The 16,218-nt window shown below is 63.4% G+C and carries 15 protein-coding genes; 8 read left to right on the top strand and 7 right to left on the bottom strand.

The features are described from left to right. Nucleotides 1-22 precede the first annotated feature (22 nt). The 8 genes from NKI47_RS05490 to NKI47_RS05455 all read left to right on the top strand — a co-directional run bounded on the left by NKI47_RS05490 (nt 23) and on the right by NKI47_RS05455 (nt 8,947). Nucleotides 23-1,195 (top strand): iron-containing alcohol dehydrogenase, encoded by a 1,173-nt coding sequence (locus NKI47_RS05490; protein ID WP_352588187.1) that lies wholly within the window; start codon nt 23-25, stop codon nt 1,193-1,195. 241 nt (nt 1,196-1,436) lie between these two features. After that, a complete protein-coding gene (locus NKI47_RS05485) occupies nt 1,437-2,543 on the top strand; it encodes an ABC transporter substrate-binding protein (protein WP_352588184.1) in 1,107 nt (368 codons plus the stop codon). 64 nt (nt 2,544-2,607) lie between these two features. Then, on the top strand, nt 2,608-3,522 hold the full coding sequence (locus NKI47_RS05480) for an ABC transporter permease (RefSeq protein ID WP_023675356.1): 915 nt from the start codon (nt 2,608-2,610) through the stop codon (nt 3,520-3,522). Further along, entirely contained in the window at nt 3,519-4,310 is a 792-nt protein-coding gene (locus tag NKI47_RS05475) for an ABC transporter permease (protein ID WP_352588181.1), read from the top strand. The genes NKI47_RS05480 and NKI47_RS05475 overlap by 4 nt, the downstream gene beginning before the upstream one ends. Nucleotides 4,311-4,326: 16 nt before the next feature. Beyond that, nucleotides 4,327-5,391: an ABC transporter ATP-binding protein gene (locus tag NKI47_RS05470; RefSeq protein ID WP_023675358.1), complete on the top strand. Its 1,065-nt coding sequence runs from the start codon at nt 4,327-4,329 to the stop codon at nt 5,389-5,391. Between the two features lie 148 nt (nt 5,392-5,539). Beyond that, on the top strand, nt 5,540-7,090 hold the full coding sequence (locus tag NKI47_RS05465; protein WP_352568165.1) for a cation:proton antiporter: 1,551 nt from the start codon (nt 5,540-5,542) through the stop codon (nt 7,088-7,090). An 89-nt stretch (nt 7,091-7,179) separates the two neighbouring features. After that, complete coding sequence (locus NKI47_RS05460; RefSeq protein ID WP_352588178.1) at nt 7,180-8,094, top strand: endonuclease/exonuclease/phosphatase family protein; 915 nt, start codon at nt 7,180-7,182, stop codon at nt 8,092-8,094. A gap of 7 nt (nt 8,095-8,101) precedes the next feature. Continuing rightward, the gene (locus tag NKI47_RS05455) at nt 8,102-8,947 is read left to right on the top strand and encodes an EamA family transporter (protein WP_352568163.1); all 846 of its coding nucleotides are present in this window, start codon (nt 8,102-8,104) and stop codon (nt 8,945-8,947) included. On the opposite strand, the gene NKI47_RS05450 is transcribed toward NKI47_RS05455, so the two are convergent. Genes NKI47_RS05450 through NKI47_RS05420 form a run of 7 tightly spaced genes read right to left on the bottom strand, consistent with a single transcriptional unit; the run spans nt 8,948 to nt 16,209 of the window. Then, complete coding sequence (locus tag NKI47_RS05450) at nt 8,948-9,259, bottom strand: Dabb family protein (protein ID WP_352588175.1); 312 nt, start codon at nt 9,257-9,259, stop codon at nt 8,948-8,950. A gap of 10 nt (nt 9,260-9,269) precedes the next feature. Then, a complete protein-coding gene (locus NKI47_RS05445) occupies nt 9,270-10,898 on the bottom strand; it encodes a GMC family oxidoreductase (RefSeq protein WP_352588172.1) in 1,629 nt (542 codons plus the stop codon). A 12-nt stretch (nt 10,899-10,910) separates the two neighbouring features. Next, complete coding sequence (locus NKI47_RS05440; protein WP_352588169.1) at nt 10,911-11,672, bottom strand: 3-ketoacyl-ACP reductase; 762 nt, start codon at nt 11,670-11,672, stop codon at nt 10,911-10,913. Further along, nucleotides 11,669-13,183: a GMC oxidoreductase gene (locus NKI47_RS05435; protein WP_352588166.1), complete on the bottom strand. Its 1,515-nt coding sequence runs from the start codon at nt 13,181-13,183 to the stop codon at nt 11,669-11,671. The genes NKI47_RS05440 and NKI47_RS05435 overlap by 4 nt, the downstream gene beginning before the upstream one ends. Nucleotides 13,184-13,188: 5 nt before the next feature. Further along, nucleotides 13,189-14,304 (bottom strand): ABC transporter ATP-binding protein, encoded by a 1,116-nt coding sequence (locus NKI47_RS05430; RefSeq protein WP_023675366.1) that lies wholly within the window; start codon nt 14,302-14,304, stop codon nt 13,189-13,191. 4 nt (nt 14,305-14,308) lie between these two features. After that, the gene (locus NKI47_RS05425; RefSeq protein WP_023675367.1) at nt 14,309-15,253 is read right to left on the bottom strand and encodes a carbohydrate ABC transporter permease; all 945 of its coding nucleotides are present in this window, start codon (nt 15,251-15,253) and stop codon (nt 14,309-14,311) included. Then, nucleotides 15,250-16,209, bottom strand: a complete 960-nt coding sequence (locus NKI47_RS05420; protein WP_023675368.1) for a carbohydrate ABC transporter permease — start codon at nt 16,207-16,209, stop codon at nt 15,250-15,252. Before NKI47_RS05420 ends, NKI47_RS05425 begins: the two co-directional genes overlap by 4 nt. Between the last annotated feature and the right edge of the window lie 9 nt (nt 16,210-16,218).

Here is a 16,218-nt window from a genome sequence, read left to right as displayed (position 1 = left end):
GAAAGCAGTCAAGAAGGTCGAAATGACAAAACTCGTTTCCAAATGGAATTACCCGACGACCGTCCGCTTCGGCGCCGGACGCATCAAGGAGCTGCCGGAGGTGCTGGCGGCGACCGGCATCAAGCGGCCGCTGTTCGTCACCGATCCGGGACTGGCCAGACTGCCGGTGGTGGCCTCGACGCTGAAGATCCTCGACGACGCCAAGGTGCCGTATGGCGTATTTTCCGAGGTCAAGCCGAACCCGGTGGATTCCAACCTGACCGCCGGCATTGCCGTGTTCAAGAAGGGCAAGCATGACGGCGTCATTGCCTTTGGCGGCGGCTCGGCGCTCGATCTCGGCAAGCTCATCGCCTTCCAGGCCGGGCAGACACGGCCGGTCTGGGATTTCGAGGACGTCGGCGACTGGTGGACACGCGCCGATGCCGATGCGATCGCGCCGATCATCGCCGTGCCGACCACGGCCGGCACCGGCTCGGAAGTCGGCCGCGCCGGCGTCATCACCAATGAAGCGACCCATACCAAGAAGGTCATCTTCCATCCAAAGCTTTTGCCGGCGATCGTCATTGCCGATCCGGAGCTGTCGGTCGGCATGCCGGGCTTCATCACAGCCGGCACCGGCATGGATGCGCTTGCCCATTGCCTCGAAGCCTATTGCGCGCCGGGCTATCACCCGATGGCCGACGGCATCGCCGTGGAAGGCATCAGGCTGGTCTTCGAAAACCTGCCGAAAGCCTATGCCAACGGCAAGGATCTGGTCGCCCGCGCCAACATGATGAGCGCCGCTGCCATGGGAGCGGCCGCCTTCCAGAAAGGGCTTGGAGCGATTCATTCGCTGTCGCATCCGATCGGCGCGCTCTACGACACCCACCATGGCATGACCAACGCCGTGTTCATGCCCTATGTGCTGGCCTTCAACCGAGAGGCGATCGAGCCGCGCATAGCCCGGCTCGCCGCCTATTGCGGCATCAAGGGCGGCTTCGACGGTTTTGCCAAGGCTGTTGTCAAGCTGCGCAAGGAGCTCAAGGTGCCGCACGCGCTGCCCGGCCTGATCAAGGGCCTCGACATGGACAAGAAGCGCAAGGGCCTGATTGCCGACATGGCGGTGGTCGACCCGACCGCCGGCGGCAACCCCGTCAAGCTGACCAAAAAGGCGGCGCTGACGCTGCTCGAAAACGCCATCGCCGGCACCGTCTGAGACAATTTTCGCATCGGAAATCGACTTGGGAAAGAGGCAAAGGAAAGGGGGAAAGATGAAAGGCAAGATCGAAACTAGTTAGCCGGAAAAAGAATCGCGAAGCGATTGCTACAGCCGGTTAAAAAGAGTTTACTTTTTCATACTGCGGGGCATCGCTTTCACAAAGTTTTCATCTGGCTGTCACACGAAAACGATACCGCATCGCAGGCGTCCAACGGCGTCAGTTCAACGGAGAGAACACATGTTCAAATTCACGGGAAAACTGCTTTCCCTTTCGGCCGTCGCCCTGATGGCGACCTCTGCCATCTCGTCGGCCCAGTCCATGGATGAACTGGTCGCCGCAGCCAAAGCTGAAGGCCAGCTCACCACCATCGCGCTGCCCCATGACTGGTGCGGCTACGGCGCGGTCATCGACGGCTTCAAGGCGAAATATCCGGAAATCACAATCAACGAACTCAACCCGGATGCCGGCTCCGGCGACGAGGTCGAGGCGATCAAGGCCAACAAGGACAACAAGGGCCCGCAAGCGCCCGACGTCATCGACGTCGGCCTGAGCTTCGGCCCGACCGCAAAGAAGGATGGCCTGATCCAGGCTTATAAAGTATCAACCTGGGACTCGATCCCGGACAGCGCCAAGGATGCCGAAGGCTTTTGGACCGGCGACTATTACGGCGTGCTTTCGTTTCTGGTGAACAAGGACCTGGTCAAGGAAGCGCCGGCCGACTGGGCCGACTTGCTGAAGCCGGAATTCGCCAATACCGTGGCGCTCGCCGGTGACCCGCGTGCTTCGAACCAGGCCATCCAGGCAGTCTATGCCGCCGGCCTTTCCGGCGGTGCGGCTGCCGGCGAAGCCGCCGGCACGGCTGGTCTCGACTTCTTCAAGAAGCTCAACGCCGCCGGCAATTTCGTGCCGGTCATCGGCAAGCCCGCGACGCTTGCCCAAGGCCAGACGCCAATCCTGGTGACCTGGGATTATAACGCGCTTGCCGGCCGCGATACGCTGAAGGGCAATCCGCCGGTCGACGTCGTCGTGCCGAAGACCGGTGTCGTCGCCGGCGTCTATGTTCAGGCGATTAGTGCCTACGCGCCGCACCCGAATGCTGCCAAGCTATGGCTGGAATATCTCTATTCCGACGAAGGCCAGATCGGCTGGCTGAAGGGCTATTGTCACCCGATCCGCTTCAACGACCTCGCCAAGAATGGCAAGCTCCCGGCTGACGTGATGGCCAAGCTGCCGCCGGCCGAGTCCTATGCAGCCGCGGTGTTCCCGACGCTCGACGAGCAGGGCAAGGCCAAGGAAGCCATCACCAAGAACTGGGATGCCGTCGTCGGCGCCAACGTCAAGTAAGACTTGAGATCAGCCGGGCGGCTTAGATCGCCGCCCGGCATACCTCCAGGACGGTAGCCGGCGCATGACCGATATCTCGTTGTCCGATCACGCTGTTGCCGGGAAGACCGCGCCTCCTGCCGACGCCCGCAGCATGAGGCTGCCGACGCAATGGCTTGGCGTTGCGCCTTTCTTCATCTTCGCCATCATGTTCCTGATCCTGCCCACGCTCTATCTGATGCTGGGCGCATTCCGGAACGATGCCGGCGAATTCACTTTCGAAAACATAGCGGCCTTGGCGCAGCCGTCGATCGTTGCCGCCTACTGGATCTCAATCAAGGTCAGCCTCGCCTCGTCGCTGATCGGTGCTTTCGCGGGACTTGCCATTGCCATCGCCATCGTCCGCGGCGGGCTGCCGGAGTGGATACGCTCGGCGACACTGACCTTTTCCGGCGTGGCCTCCAATTTTGCCGGCGTGCCGCTGGCCTTCGCCTTTCTCGCGACGCTCGGCCGGCTCGGGCTCGCCACGGTGCTGCTCAACGTCTTGGTCGGCTTCAACATTTATGCCCATGGTTTCAACATCCTGTCGTTCTGGGGCCTGACGCTGACCTATGTCTATTTCCAGATCCCGCTGATGGTGGTGATCATCGTGCCGGCGATCGATGGGCTGAAGAAGGAATGGGGCGAAGCGGCGGCAACGCTTGGCGCGACCCAGGCGCAGTTCTGGCGCATGGTCGTCATTCCGGTGATCTGGCCAAGTTTCCTCGGCACCGTCATCCTCTTGTTCGCCAACGCCTTCGGTGCCATCGCCACCGCTTACGCTCTGACCGGCTCCTCGCTTAACATCGTCCCTATCCTGCTCTACGCGCAGATCCGCGGTGACGTGCTGCACAATGCCCATCTCGGCTACGCCATCGCCTTCGGCATGATCGTCATCACTGGGCTGGCCAATGTCTTCTACATCTGGTTCAGGACGCGCTCTGAGAGGTGGCTCAAATGAAGTCCGGCAGATTCTGGGCCTGGATCGTCTTCGCGCTGGGCGCGGCCTATTTCTTCATTCCGCTGATCGCGACCGTGGAATTCTCCATGCGCATGCGGCGCGGCGCGTATTCCTTCGATGCCTATCAGGTCGTGCTCGGCGATCCCCGCTTCCAGGCGACCTTCATCTATTCGGTGGTCGCCGCCATCTTCACCATCATCCTTGGCGTGCTGGTGGTGGTGCCGGCGGCGTACTGGATTCGTCTGCGGCTGCCGCAGCTAAGGCCCGTCGTCGAGTTCATCACGCTGTTGCCGCTGGTCATCCCGGCCATCGTTATCGTCTTCGGCTACATCAGAATGTACGGGTCGAACTCACCGCTGCCGTTCCTGGCCAGCGACACAGGAGCCAATGCCTTGCTGGTCATCGGTTATGCGACACTGGCGCTGCCCTATATGTATCGCGCCGTCGACACCGGGCTTCGCACCATCGACGTGCGGACACTGACTGAGGCGGCGCAGATCCTCGGCGCCGGCTGGGGCACGATCATCGCTCGGGTCATCCTGCCGAACGTGCTGATCGCGGTGCTGTCGGGCGCCTTCCTGACCTTCGCCATCGTCATCGGTGAATTTACCATGGCCAGCCTGCTCAACCGGCCTGCTTTCGGACCCTATCTGCAGAACGTCGGCGCCAATCGCGCCTACGAGCCGGCGGCGCTTGCCATCATCGCCTTCGCCATCACCTGGGGCTGCATGTCGCTGATCCAGATCCTGTCGCGCTTCGCGCCGCGATCGGCGAACCGTCCGAACTGACCCGAAAGAAAAAGCCATGACCGAGCCATTCCTCTCAATCCAGCATGTGCGAAAATCCTTCGGCCCCATCACCGTGGTGCAGGATTTCAACCTCGACGTCGAGCCGGGCGAATTCGTCTCCTTCCTTGGCCCGTCGGGCTGCGGCAAGACGACGGTGCTGCGCATGGTCGCCGGTTTCGAAGAGCCATCCGCCGGCAAGATCGTCGTGGCCGGCAAGGACATCACCCGGCTCAAGCCCAACCAGCGCAATGTCGGCATGGTGTTCCAGGCCTATGCGCTGTTTCCGAACCTCACCGTGGCGCAGAATATCGGCTTCGGGCTGAAGGTCGCCGGCATGCCGAAGGCCGATGCCGACAGGCGCGTTGCCGAGATGCTCGACATCATCAAGCTGCCGCAGATGGGCGACCGCTATCCCTACCAGCTTTCCGGCGGTCAGCAGCAGCGCATCGCGCTGGCGCGGGCGATTGCGCCCAAGCCGAAACTGCTGCTGCTCGACGAGCCGCTGTCGGCGCTCGACGCCAAGGTGCGCGTGTCGCTGCGCGAGGAAATCCGCTCGATCCAGAAGAAGCTCGGCATCACCACTATCTTCGTTACCCACGACCAGGAAGAGGCGCTGTCGATCTCCGACCGCATCGCCGTCATGTATGGCGGCAAGGCCGAGCAGGTCGGCACGCCGTTCGAGATCTACAACCGGCCGGCAACCAAATTCGTCGCCAATTTCGTCGGCACGCTGAACGTGCTCGAAGGCACGGTCACCGACGCCGCTTCGGGCAAGGTGCGCGTCAACTCGCAAGAGGTCTCGCTCAAGGGCAAGCTCAACGGCTCGAAGTCCGGCGACACGCTGTCGCTGGCGCTGCGGCCCGAGGCGATCTCGCTCGGCCGCCACCCCGGCCGCGATTCCAGCCTTTCGGGCGAAATCGCCGAGGTGCATTTCCTCGGCTCGGTCATCCGGGTTCGCGTCGGCATCGGCGGCAGCACGGTCTCGCTCGACACGTTCAACAGTCCGGCCACACCGCCGCCGGCCGTCGGCGAAAAGGCCGAGATTTCGTTCTCGTCGGGCGACATGCTGGTGCTGCATTAGGAGAAGAGTGAATGGTGAATAGTGAATAGTAAGAATGCGCTTTACGCGCCGAAATTCCTCTGCACGCAGCCATTCACCATTCACGAGCAGCCAAAGCCGTCGCCGTTTTTGCAGTGCCAATCGCCCGGCTTCACCGCTACGATAAGGCATGGCGCTTTTTGAACTCACCCTTGTCCTGCTTCTCATCGCGGTCGCACTGACCGCGCTGTCGCGGCGTCTGCAGATTCCCTATCCGTCATTGCTGGCGCTGGCCGGCGCCGGCATCGCCTTCCTGCCGTTTGCCCCGACCATCGAGATCGACCCAGAGCTGGCGCTCGCTCTGTTCATCGCGCCGGTTCTGCTCGACGCGGCCTATGACACGTCGCTGCGCGATCTCAACCGCTACAAGGTTTCGCTCATCCTGCTGGCGCTTGGCGCCGTCATCTTCACCACCGTGACGGTCGCGCTGGTCGGCTGGACGATGGCAGGCCTGCCCATTGCCGCGGCCATAGCGCTCGGCGCGATCGTAGCGCCGCCCGATGCGGTGGCGGCGGCGGCCGTGCTCGGACAGTTCAAGGTGCCGCACCGCATCACCGCCATCCTGGAAGGCGAGAGCCTTCTCAACGACGCCACGGCGCTGCTGATCTACAGGATGTCGGTTTCCGCAGCCGCCGGCTCCATCCTGTTGAGCAGTGCCGTTCCAATGATCCTGCTGTCGACGGTCGGCAGCCTTGCCGCAGGCTATGTGCTCGGCCGGTTGTCTCTCGCCATACTCGGCCGCATCGACGACCCGGCGAGCGGCACCGTGGTGCAATTCGCCTCAACCTTCGGCGTCTGGATCCTGGCCGACAGGATAGGGCTTTCTGCCATCATCACGATCGTCGTCTATGCCATGACGATCGCACGTACATCGCCGCGCCGCATGCCGGCAAGGAATCGTGTCAGCTCCTACTCGGTCTGGGAGACGGCGGTGTTCGTGCTCAACGTGCTGGCCTTCGTTCTGATGGGCCTGCAAGCGCGGTCGATCGTCGGTCGACTTGCCGAGCAAGGGCAAAGCGAGGCGTTCGTCTTTGCCCTGGCTGTGCTGGCCGTCGTCATCGTATCACGGCTCGTCTGGGTGCTGGGCTGCGGCGCGATCCTCAGAGCGCTGGCACGTCTGGGTGACGAGGACAGGCAAAAAGACGCGCCGACATTTCGCGGCGGCGTGCTTATCGGCTGGTGCGGCATGCGTGGCCTGGTGACGCTTGCGGCAGCCTTTGCCTTGCCGGCCGACTTTCCGGGCCGTGATCCGATCGTGCTCGCCGCTTTCACGGTCGTGCTCGGCACATTGGTGCTGCAAGGCGTCAGCCTGAAACCGTTGCTGCTTCTGCTCAATCTCGACCTCGACCGGACGGTCGACCGGGAGGTGGCGCAGGCGCGCGTCGCCATCATGCAGGCGGCGCTGGACGTGCTCAGCGGCAAGACATCCAGCGCGGCCGGGGCGGTGCGAGAGCAATATGCCGCCCAGCGCGCCATCGCCGAAAACCCGGAGGATGCCCAGGCGGCGACCGAGTATGACAGATTGCGTCTTTACGCCATCAAGAGCCAGCGCGATGCGCTGGAGCGTTTGCGCATCGACGGAACGATCGGCGACGAAGCCTACCACCGCCTTGAGGAAGAAATCGACTGGTCGGAACTGGCAGCATCCCCGCCCGGTCGGTTCCAGCCGCTGACCACTTAGCATCTGGCCCAAGCTCCCTCCGCCCGGCTGCACATTGCAAGGCTGTCAGCGAACGGCTACTGCCAGCAGGAAACTGAGCCGGATAAGCAATGAAGCTGGTCAGCTATAACATCCAGTACGGCTTCGGCAGCGATGGCCGCTACGACCTGGCGCGTTGTGCCAAGGTCGTGGCCGGCGCCGACATCGTCGCCTTGCAGGAGGTGGAACGGCACTGGTTGCGCAGCAACGAGGACGACCAGCCGGAACTTCTTTCGCAATTGCTGCCCGACTATCATTGGGTCTACGGGCCGGCCTTCGACATGGATGCCAGCCACCGGCGTGAAGGCCGCATCGTCAACCGGCGGCGGCAATTCGGCACCATGGTTCTGTCGAAGCTTCCGATCGTCTGGTCGCGGCTGCATACGCTGCCGCTCAGGCGCACGCTGCGGCCGCTCAACACCCGCAATGCCGCACTCGAATGCATGATCCGCACCCCTGCCGGTCCGGTGCGGGTGCTGTCGTTGCATCTGGCGCATATCGCGGCCGAGGAGCGGCTGGAGCAGATCGACTATTTGCTCGCCGAGCATCGCCGCGCGCCGTCCGAGGGCGGTCCATGGAGCGGCGCCGACGACGAGCCGGCGCGCAACTGGAGCAATGGCGAACAGGAGCCAGAAAACCCCGTAGCGGCGATCTGGTTGGGCGACTTCAACATGGAGCCGGATAGCGCCGAGTACCGGCGCATTGTCGGCAGCGCGCCCTATCATCGCGGTGCCGCCTATCTCGACGGTTTTGTCGATGCCGCGGCCGTCGCAATGGAACCGACAGCGGATTTGCACACCCATGTGAAGACTATCGATGGCAGGCTGGCAAAGCGCCGGCTCGACCATTGCTTCGTCGGCGGCATGTTTGCCGGGCGCGTGCGCTCGGTCAGCGCCGATATCGGCCAAATCGCTTCCGACCATTTTCCGCTCTGGGTCGATATCGACCTGGAGACGCCGATCGTCATCGAGACGGGCGGCGGATGAACCGCCGATGAGCCTGTTTGTCTTTTTCGCGGTGCTCGCCGCCGCTTCCATGCATGCGATCTGGAACGCGCTGGTCAAGGTCCATCTCGACCGTTTCCTGTCGATCACACTGATGACGCTCGGCATGGGTGCCGCTGCGCTGGTGACGTTGCCTTTCGTCGAGGTGCCGAAGCCGGAAGTGTGGCCATACATCCTCGCCTCGGTTGTCTTCCACATGGGCTACAGGACGTTCCTGATCGGCGCCTACAAGGCCGGCGATTTCGCCCAGACCTATCCGCTGGCGCGCGGCACCGCGCCATTGCTGGCCGCTTTGGGGGGCGTTGTGGTGGTTGCCGAGATGCCGGCGCCGCTCGCCGTTCTCGGCATCCTCTTGTTGTCGGCGGGCACGCTGGTGCTGTCGTTTCGCGGCGGCGCGCATCTGGAGAAATTGAACCTGCGCGCCGTCGGCTTCGCGCTGGGCACATCGATCTTCATCGCCAGCTACACGCTGTCGGACGGCAGCGGCGCGCGGCTGGCCGCCACCGCGTCGAGTTATGCCGCCTGGCTGTTCGTCTGCGATGCGCTGTGGGCGCTGGTGCTATGCGTCGTCTTTCGCGGCCCACAGGCGCTGCCGGTGCTGGCGCGCGACTGGAAGGCCGGAATCTATACCGGCGTGCTCAGCGGCGGCGCCTACTGGATCGTAATGTGGGCGATGACCAAGGCGCCGATCGCCTCGGTGGCGTCGCTGCGCGAAACATCGATCCTGTTCGCCATGATGATCTCGGTGTTCGCGCTCGGCGAGAAGATGACGGCATGGCGAGGTGCCGCGGTGCTTAGCATCGTTGCCGGCGTCGTTGCGCTGAGAATGGGATAGTCACGCGATCTCCAGGTCAAACACCATCAGCCCGTCGGTGCCGCCTTCGAGCGCCGCGACCAGTTTTGCGCCGGCTCGCTGATGCGCTTCACGCTCCAGATAGGCATCGCGTGCCGCAGCGTCGCGAAAGTCGATGGTGAAGCCGTGCGTGAAGCCGCGGGCGAAGGGTTCCGGGCTGGTATTGGCGCTGAATTCGACCTTGCCCATGCCGTCGATCACCGCCCGCAACGCTTCGAGATCGGCATGGATTGCCGCGCGCTCGGCGTCGGCGACATCGTTGCGAAATCTGACGAAGACACAGTGCCTGATCATTCTTTGTCCCTCATGCCGCTCGGTTGGTGGAAAACACCGCCGGCGGCAGCGGCTCGCGGCCAAGGATCAGATCGGCGCCTTTTTCGCCAACCATGATCGTCGGGGCATTGGTGTTGGAGGAGGGGATGCGCGGCATCACCGAGGCGTCGCAGACGCGCAGGCCCTCGATACCGCGCAGCCTGAGATCTGGCGTTACCACGCTCATCGCATCGTGGCCCATGCGGCAGGTGCCGACCGGGTGGTGGTCGGTCTTGGAACTGCGGCAGGCGTAGTCGAACAGCTCGTCGCCGCTCTGCAGGTCGGGTCCCGGCAGTACCTCGCGCAGTACATAGGGCTGCAGCGCCTTCTGCCGCATGATCTCGCGCGCCAGCCTCAGCCCCTTGATCGACATGTCGCGGTCATAGGGATCGGACCAATAGTTCGGATCGATCAGCGGGCGGTCGGCCGGGTCGGCACTGTTCAGCCGCACGGTGCCGCGCGAGCGCGGGCGCAGGAAGGCCGAGTTCAATGTCACGCCCGGATTGTTCAGCTTCTCGACGCCGGCCTCGATGCCGGAGCCGAGGCCGAGATGCAACTGGATATCGGGAGAGGCGGCGGTCGGATCGGCGTACCAGAAGCCGCCGGTCTCAAACAGGCTGGAAGCCACCGGGCCTTTCTTCAGGAGCAGATACTGCAGGCCGGCCCACGCCGTCCAGTGCAGCTTGGCATAGTTGTCGTAAGTGTGGTCGCCGGTGCATTCGGCGATGACGAACAGGTCGAGATGATCCTGCAGGTTGGAGCCGACGCCGGGCAAATCGTGCACCGGTGTCACGCCGACCGCCTTCAGATGGTCGGCCGGGCCGATGCCCGACTGCAGCAAAAGCTTCGGCGAGCCGATGGCGCCGGACGAGACGATCACCTCGCGTTCGGCGCGCAGGATCGTTGGCTGGCCGCCCGGCCTGTCGACGATCTCGACGCCGACGGCGCGGCCCTTGTCGACGACGATGCGTGTCACCAGAACGCCGGTCCTGATGGTGAGATTCTTGCGCTCCCGGATCGGCCTGAGATAGGCGACCGAGGCGGAGGAGCGCTTCGCGTCCTTCTGCGTCAACTGATAGTAACCGACGCCCTCCTGGGCTACCCCGTTGAAGTCGGGATTGAAGGGGATGCCCATCTCCTGTCCGGCACGGAAATAGGCCTCGCAGATCGGCAGCGGCGCGATCGGGTTCGACACGCCGAGCGGGCCTTGGTCGCCGTGGAAATCGTTGGCATAACGCTGGTTGTTCTCCGCGCGCTTGAAATAGGGCAGCACGTCGCGATAGCCCCAGCCGGCAAGGCCTTCTTCCTTCTCCCAGGCGTCGTAGTCGCGGGCGTTGCCGCGCGTGTAGATCTGGGCGTTGATCGAAGAGCCGCCACCGATCACCTTGGCCTGCGTGTATCGGAAGACACGGTCCTGCATGTGCTTTTGCGGCACCGTCGACCAGCCCCAGGCGGCGATGCCCTTGGTCATCTTGGCGAAACCGGCCGGCATGTGGATCAGCGGATTCCAGTCCTTGCCGCCGGCTTCGAGCAGCAGCACCTGATGCGACGGATCTTCGCTCAGCCGGTTGGCGAGTACGCAGCCGGCCGGGCCGGCGCCGACGATGATGTAGTCGGTCATGGCGTCACCTGTTCATAGCCTCGGCACCGACAGCGCGCCGTCGACATTGATGACCGAGCCGGTCGAAAAGCCGAACTTGCCACCGGCGAGTGCTGCCACGGCGGCACCGATATCTTCGCTCTCGCCCCAGCGCATCGCCGGCACCAGCCCGCCGTCGATCAGCCCGTCATATTTGGCGGTCACACCCGTGGTCATGTCGGTGCGGATGATGCCCGGGCGCACCTCGAACACCGCGATGTTTTCGGTGGCAAGCCGCAGCGCCAGGTTCTTCACCCACATCGAAAGCCCAGCCTTGGAGATGCAGTAATCGGAACGTTCCGGCGAGGCCATGGCGGCGCTGACCGAGGTGATGGTGATGATCGATCTCGCACCATCGCTTGGCAGGCCGAGCATCGCTTTGGCGACGGCCTGGCTGAGGAATACGGTGCCGCGCAGATTGATGCCGAGCACCCGGTCGAAATTTTCGGGCTTGAGCTCGAGCAGATCGCCGCGCAGGACGGCGCCGATGCCGGCATTGTTGACCAGGCAGTCGATGCGGCCGAAGGCGCTTGTCGCGGCATCAATCAGCGCTGCGTGGCCGTCGAGGTCGGCGATGTCGCTGCTGGCATAGGCGAACTTCGCGCCGCGCCCTGTGATGTCGGCGGCGAGCCCGTCGGCGGCTTCGTCGGCAAGGTCTGAGAGGAGGATGTCGAAGCCTGCGTCGGCCAGCGCCTCGGCGCAAGCAAGGCCGATCCCGCGCGCGCCGCCGGTGACGATCGCTGCCGGGCGGCTCATGTTGCAAGCTCCGTCTTGCGGATATGATCGGCGACGCGCAGCGCCTGTGCGGCGATCGACAGCGCCGGATTGACGGCGGCCGAATTCGGCAGGAAGCCGGCATCGACGACGAACAAATTGCTGTGGTCGAAGGAGCGGCAGAACGGGTCGAGCGGCGAGGTCGCTGGATCGTTGCCCATCTTCACCGTGCCGCATTGGTGCGAGGGCGTGCGCTTGTCGAACGGCCGCGACAGGACGATCGGATAGCCGCAGGCGCGGAAATTCTCGCGCATCACCTTGGTCAGTCCGTCGAGCGACTGCATGTTGGAGCGCCGCCACTGCATGACGATGTCCTTGCCGTCGACCATGATGCGGCTCTCGGGATCGGGCAGGTCCTCGCACATCAGATACCAGTCGACGGCGTGGCCGGCCATGAAATCGAGCGCGAATTTGGGCGCGCGCCTGACATTGGCCTTGAGGATGTTGCCGTCGATCTTGCCGAGGAGCTGGACATTGCCGAGCGGCTTGCCGCCCTTGCCGTCGGACAGATAATAATCGTTCAGCATCAGCGTCTTCTGGTAGACGGATTTGTTCCGGCGGCGTGGATCGATCGCCAGCATGGCGCTCGAATTGTGATTCATGAAGTTGCGGCCGACCTGGTCGGAGCGGTTGGCCAGGCCTTTGCCACCGCCTCTGCCCTGAGGGGTGGGCGAGCGCAGCAGGATGGCGGCGGAATTGACTGCGCCGGCCGATAGGATGACCAGCTTCGGCGCGACTTTCTTCAGCGTACCGTTCTGTCGATAATGGACGGCGATGATCGTCCTCGCATCCGGCGATGCCTCGAGATATTCGACATGGGCGCCGGTCTCGAGCTTGATCTTCTGGTCGGCAAGGGCGGCGGCCAGCGGTCCCGTTTGGGCGTCGACCTTGCCGGTCCCGGTGTTGGGAAACGCGTCCCACGGCGTGCTGCCGTCTTTCAGCCAGGCTTCGATGTCGACGCCGAGCGGCAGCGATGCCGGGTGCAGGCCGAGGCTCCTGAGTTCGGCGCGGGCGCGCGCGATCGGCGGCTCGTCGGGTACCGGCCCGAAAGGATAGGGCATCGAGTGGAACGGCTCGGTCGGGTCTTCACCCAGCGCACCGCGCACGCGGAAAAGCTGCTCGGCCCTGGAATACCAGGGTTCGAATTCCTCATAGGAAAACGGCCAGGCCGGCGAGATGCCGCCATAATGCTCGATCTCCGAAAAGTCTTGCCTACGGTAGCGGATCAGCACCGCGCCGTAGAATTTCGAATTGCCGCCGACATAGTAGTAATTGCCCGGGTTGAAAGGCGCTCCGCCGGCCTCGAGCCACATCTCCTTCGGCCGATAATGGCCGTCGACGAAGATCGCGCGGGTGTCGCGTTTGTGCGGCGTTGCTGGCAGTGGTTCGCCGCGCTCCAGCATCAGGATCGAAGCGCCACCGCCGGCAAGGCCGGAGGCGATCGTGGCGCCGCCTATGCCGGAGCCGATGATGACGATGTCGGGATTTGTCATGGCCGTTAGACGATGCGTTTCTCGGTCGCCGGATCGAAGAACACCGCCTTGGTCAGGTTGAAGGCGAGCGGCGTGACCGTGCCGGGCTGGATTTTGGCATCGGCGCGCAGCCGCGCCACCACCGCCTTGCCGCCGAGATTGGTGACCGCGAACGTATCCGAGCCGGCCGGCTCGATGACCTCGATGTGACAGTCGGCGCGGGCGATGTTCGAGGCGTTGCGTTCGGCACCCTCGGGATCGGTCAGTGCTTCCGGGCGGACGCCGAAGATGATCGGTTTTCCCTGGAATGCCGACAGGCCGGCCGGCGCATTGCCCAGCGGCAGCGAGATCGGCTGGCGCGCCTCGCGCTCCATGACGACGGAGAAGCCGCTGCCGTTGCTGCCGATCGTCGCCGGGATCAGGTTCATCGCCGGCGAGCCCATGAAGTCGGCAACAAACAGGTTGACCGGATTGTTATAGATTTCGGCTGGCGTGCCGAACTGCTGCACCTCGCCGTCGCGCATCACCGCGATCTTGGTGGCCAGCGTCATCGCCTCGATCTGGTCGTGGGTGACGTAGACGATGGTGGTGCCGGTGGTGGCGTGCAGGCGCTTGATCTCGATGCGCATGTCGACACGCAGCTTGGCATCGAGATTGGACAAAGGCTCGTCGAACAGGAACAGCTTTGGATCGCGCACCAGCGCCCGGCCCATGGCGACGCGCTGGCGCTGGCCGCCGGAGAGCTGGCTTGGCTTGCGCTTCAGCAAATGGCCGATCTGCAGGACCTTCGCCACCTTGTCGATCGCCTTCTGGCGCTCGCCGGCCGGCACGCCGCGCATCTCCATGCCGAAGGCGATATTGCCGGCAACCGTCATGTTCGGATAGAGCGCGTAGCTCTGGAAGACCATGGCGATGTCGCGCTTGGAGGGGTGGAGATCGTTGATCGTGCGTCCGTCGACGCGGATTTCCCCTTCGGTGATGGTTTCCAGGCCGGCAATAGTGTTGAGCAGCGTGGACTTGCCGCAACCGGAAGGCCCGACCAGCACGAGGAAGCCGCCCTTTTCCAGGTCGAGGTCGATGCCTTTCAGGATCTCGACCGCTCCGAAACGCTTCTTCAGCCCGTCAATTTCCAGAAAAGCCATGCGATTATCCTTTGACGGCGCCGGCCATCAGGCCGCGCACGAAATAGCGGCCGGCGAGCACGTAGACGAGGAGCGTCGGCAGCGCGGCGATCATCGCCGCCGCCATGTTGACGTTGTATTCGACGACGCCGGTCGAGGTGTTGACGACATTGTTCAGCGCCACCGTCATCGGCATCACGTCGCCTGAGCCGGCATAGGCGGAAGCGAAGAGGAAGTCGTTCCAGATGTTGGTGAACTGGTAGATCACCGTCACCACGATGATCGGCAGCGAGTTGGGCAGCATGATGCGCCGGAAGATCTGGAAGAAGCTGGCGCCGTCGATCTGCGCCGCCTTCACCAGCTCGTTCGGAAACGCTTCGTAATAATTGCGGAAGAACAGGGTGGTGAAGCCGATGCCGTAGACGACGTGAACGAACACCAGGTTCACGGTCGGATTGCCGAAGCCGAAGGTGAGGCCGGTCGCGTTCTGCAGCTTGACGCCGAACCGGCCGAGGCTGCCGAGGATCGTTGCCATCGGCAAGAGGACGGACTGGAACGGAATGAAGCAGGCAAACAGCATCAGCCCGAACACCAGCGTCGCCCCGCGAAAGCGCCACTTCGTCAGCACATAGCCGTTGAGCGCGCCGAGCAGGGTCGAGATGATGACCGCCGGAACCACCATCTTGATCGAGTTCCAGAAATAACCCTTCATGCCGACGCAGGTGAGACCCGAGCAAACCTCGCTCCACGCCCTTATCCAAGGTGCGAAGGTCGGCTCCTGCGGCAGCGCCAGCATGTTGCCGTTCTGGATTTCGTCCATGGTCTTGAACGAGGTCACCAGCATGACGAACAGCGGCATCAGATAGAACAGCGCGAATAGCGCCAGCAGCCCGTAGATGACGATACGGTTGACCGTCCTGGCGCTGATACCGCCAGTGCTCTGGCGAGCAGGAGTGGCCACGGCGCTCATCGCGGCTTCTCCCGAAGCTCGGAATAGAGATAGGGAACGATGATCGCGGTGATGGTCATCAGCATGATCACGGCGCTGGCGGAGCCGACGGCCATCTCGTTGCGCTTGAAGGTGTACTCATACATGAAGTTGGACGGCAGCCAGGCCGAACCGCCCGGCCCGCCGCTGGTCAGCGCGACCACCAGATCGTAGGATTTGATGGCGAGATGCGCGAGGACGATCAAGGCGGACAGGAAGATCGGCCGCAGCAGCGGGATGACGATGCGACGGTAGAGCTGGAAGGTGGTGGCGCCGTCGATCTGCGCCGCCTTCAGGATCTCGCCGTCGATGCCGCGCAGGCCGGCCAGGAACATCGCCATGATGAAGCCCGACGCCTGCCAGACGCCGGCGATGACCACTGTGTAGATGACGAAATCCTTGTTCTTGATCCAGTCGAAATGGAAGCTCGTCCAGCCCCATTGGTGCAGCGTCTGCTCGAGGCCGAGGCCGGGGTCCAGAAACCATTTCCAGGCAACGCCGGTGACGATGAACGACAGTGCCATCGGGTAGAGGTAGATCGGCCGCAGCACACCTTCGCCGCGGATCTTCTGGTCGAGCAGGATCGCCAGGAACAGGCCGAGCGCCAGGCAGATGGAAATATAGAGGAAGCCGAAAATCCCCATATTGGTGATCGACGTGTACCAGGAGGACGGCGGATCGCTTTCGAAAGTCCAGCGCCATAGCCGCTGATAGGCGCGTGGCCCGGTGATCGCATAGGAGGGAAAGGTCTTGGAATTGGTGAAGGACAGATAGATCGTCCACAGGATGAAGCCGTAGACGAAGACGATAGTGGCGGCGAAGCTCGGCGCCAGCACGAGCTTCGGCAGCGCGTCCTGAAGGCGCGAGCGCACCGTGGCGCCCGGACGGGCATCGTGCTCCGGCGTCAGCGTGATACTGGTTTCAGCAACTGTGCTCATCTGTCCATT

The organism is Mesorhizobium sp. M0633, assembly GCF_040320645.1.
Taxonomy (GTDB): domain Bacteria; phylum Pseudomonadota; class Alphaproteobacteria; order Rhizobiales; family Rhizobiaceae; genus Mesorhizobium.
The sequence above is the reverse complement of the archived record's forward strand: the minus strand, read 5'-3'. Positions and strand labels throughout refer to the sequence as shown.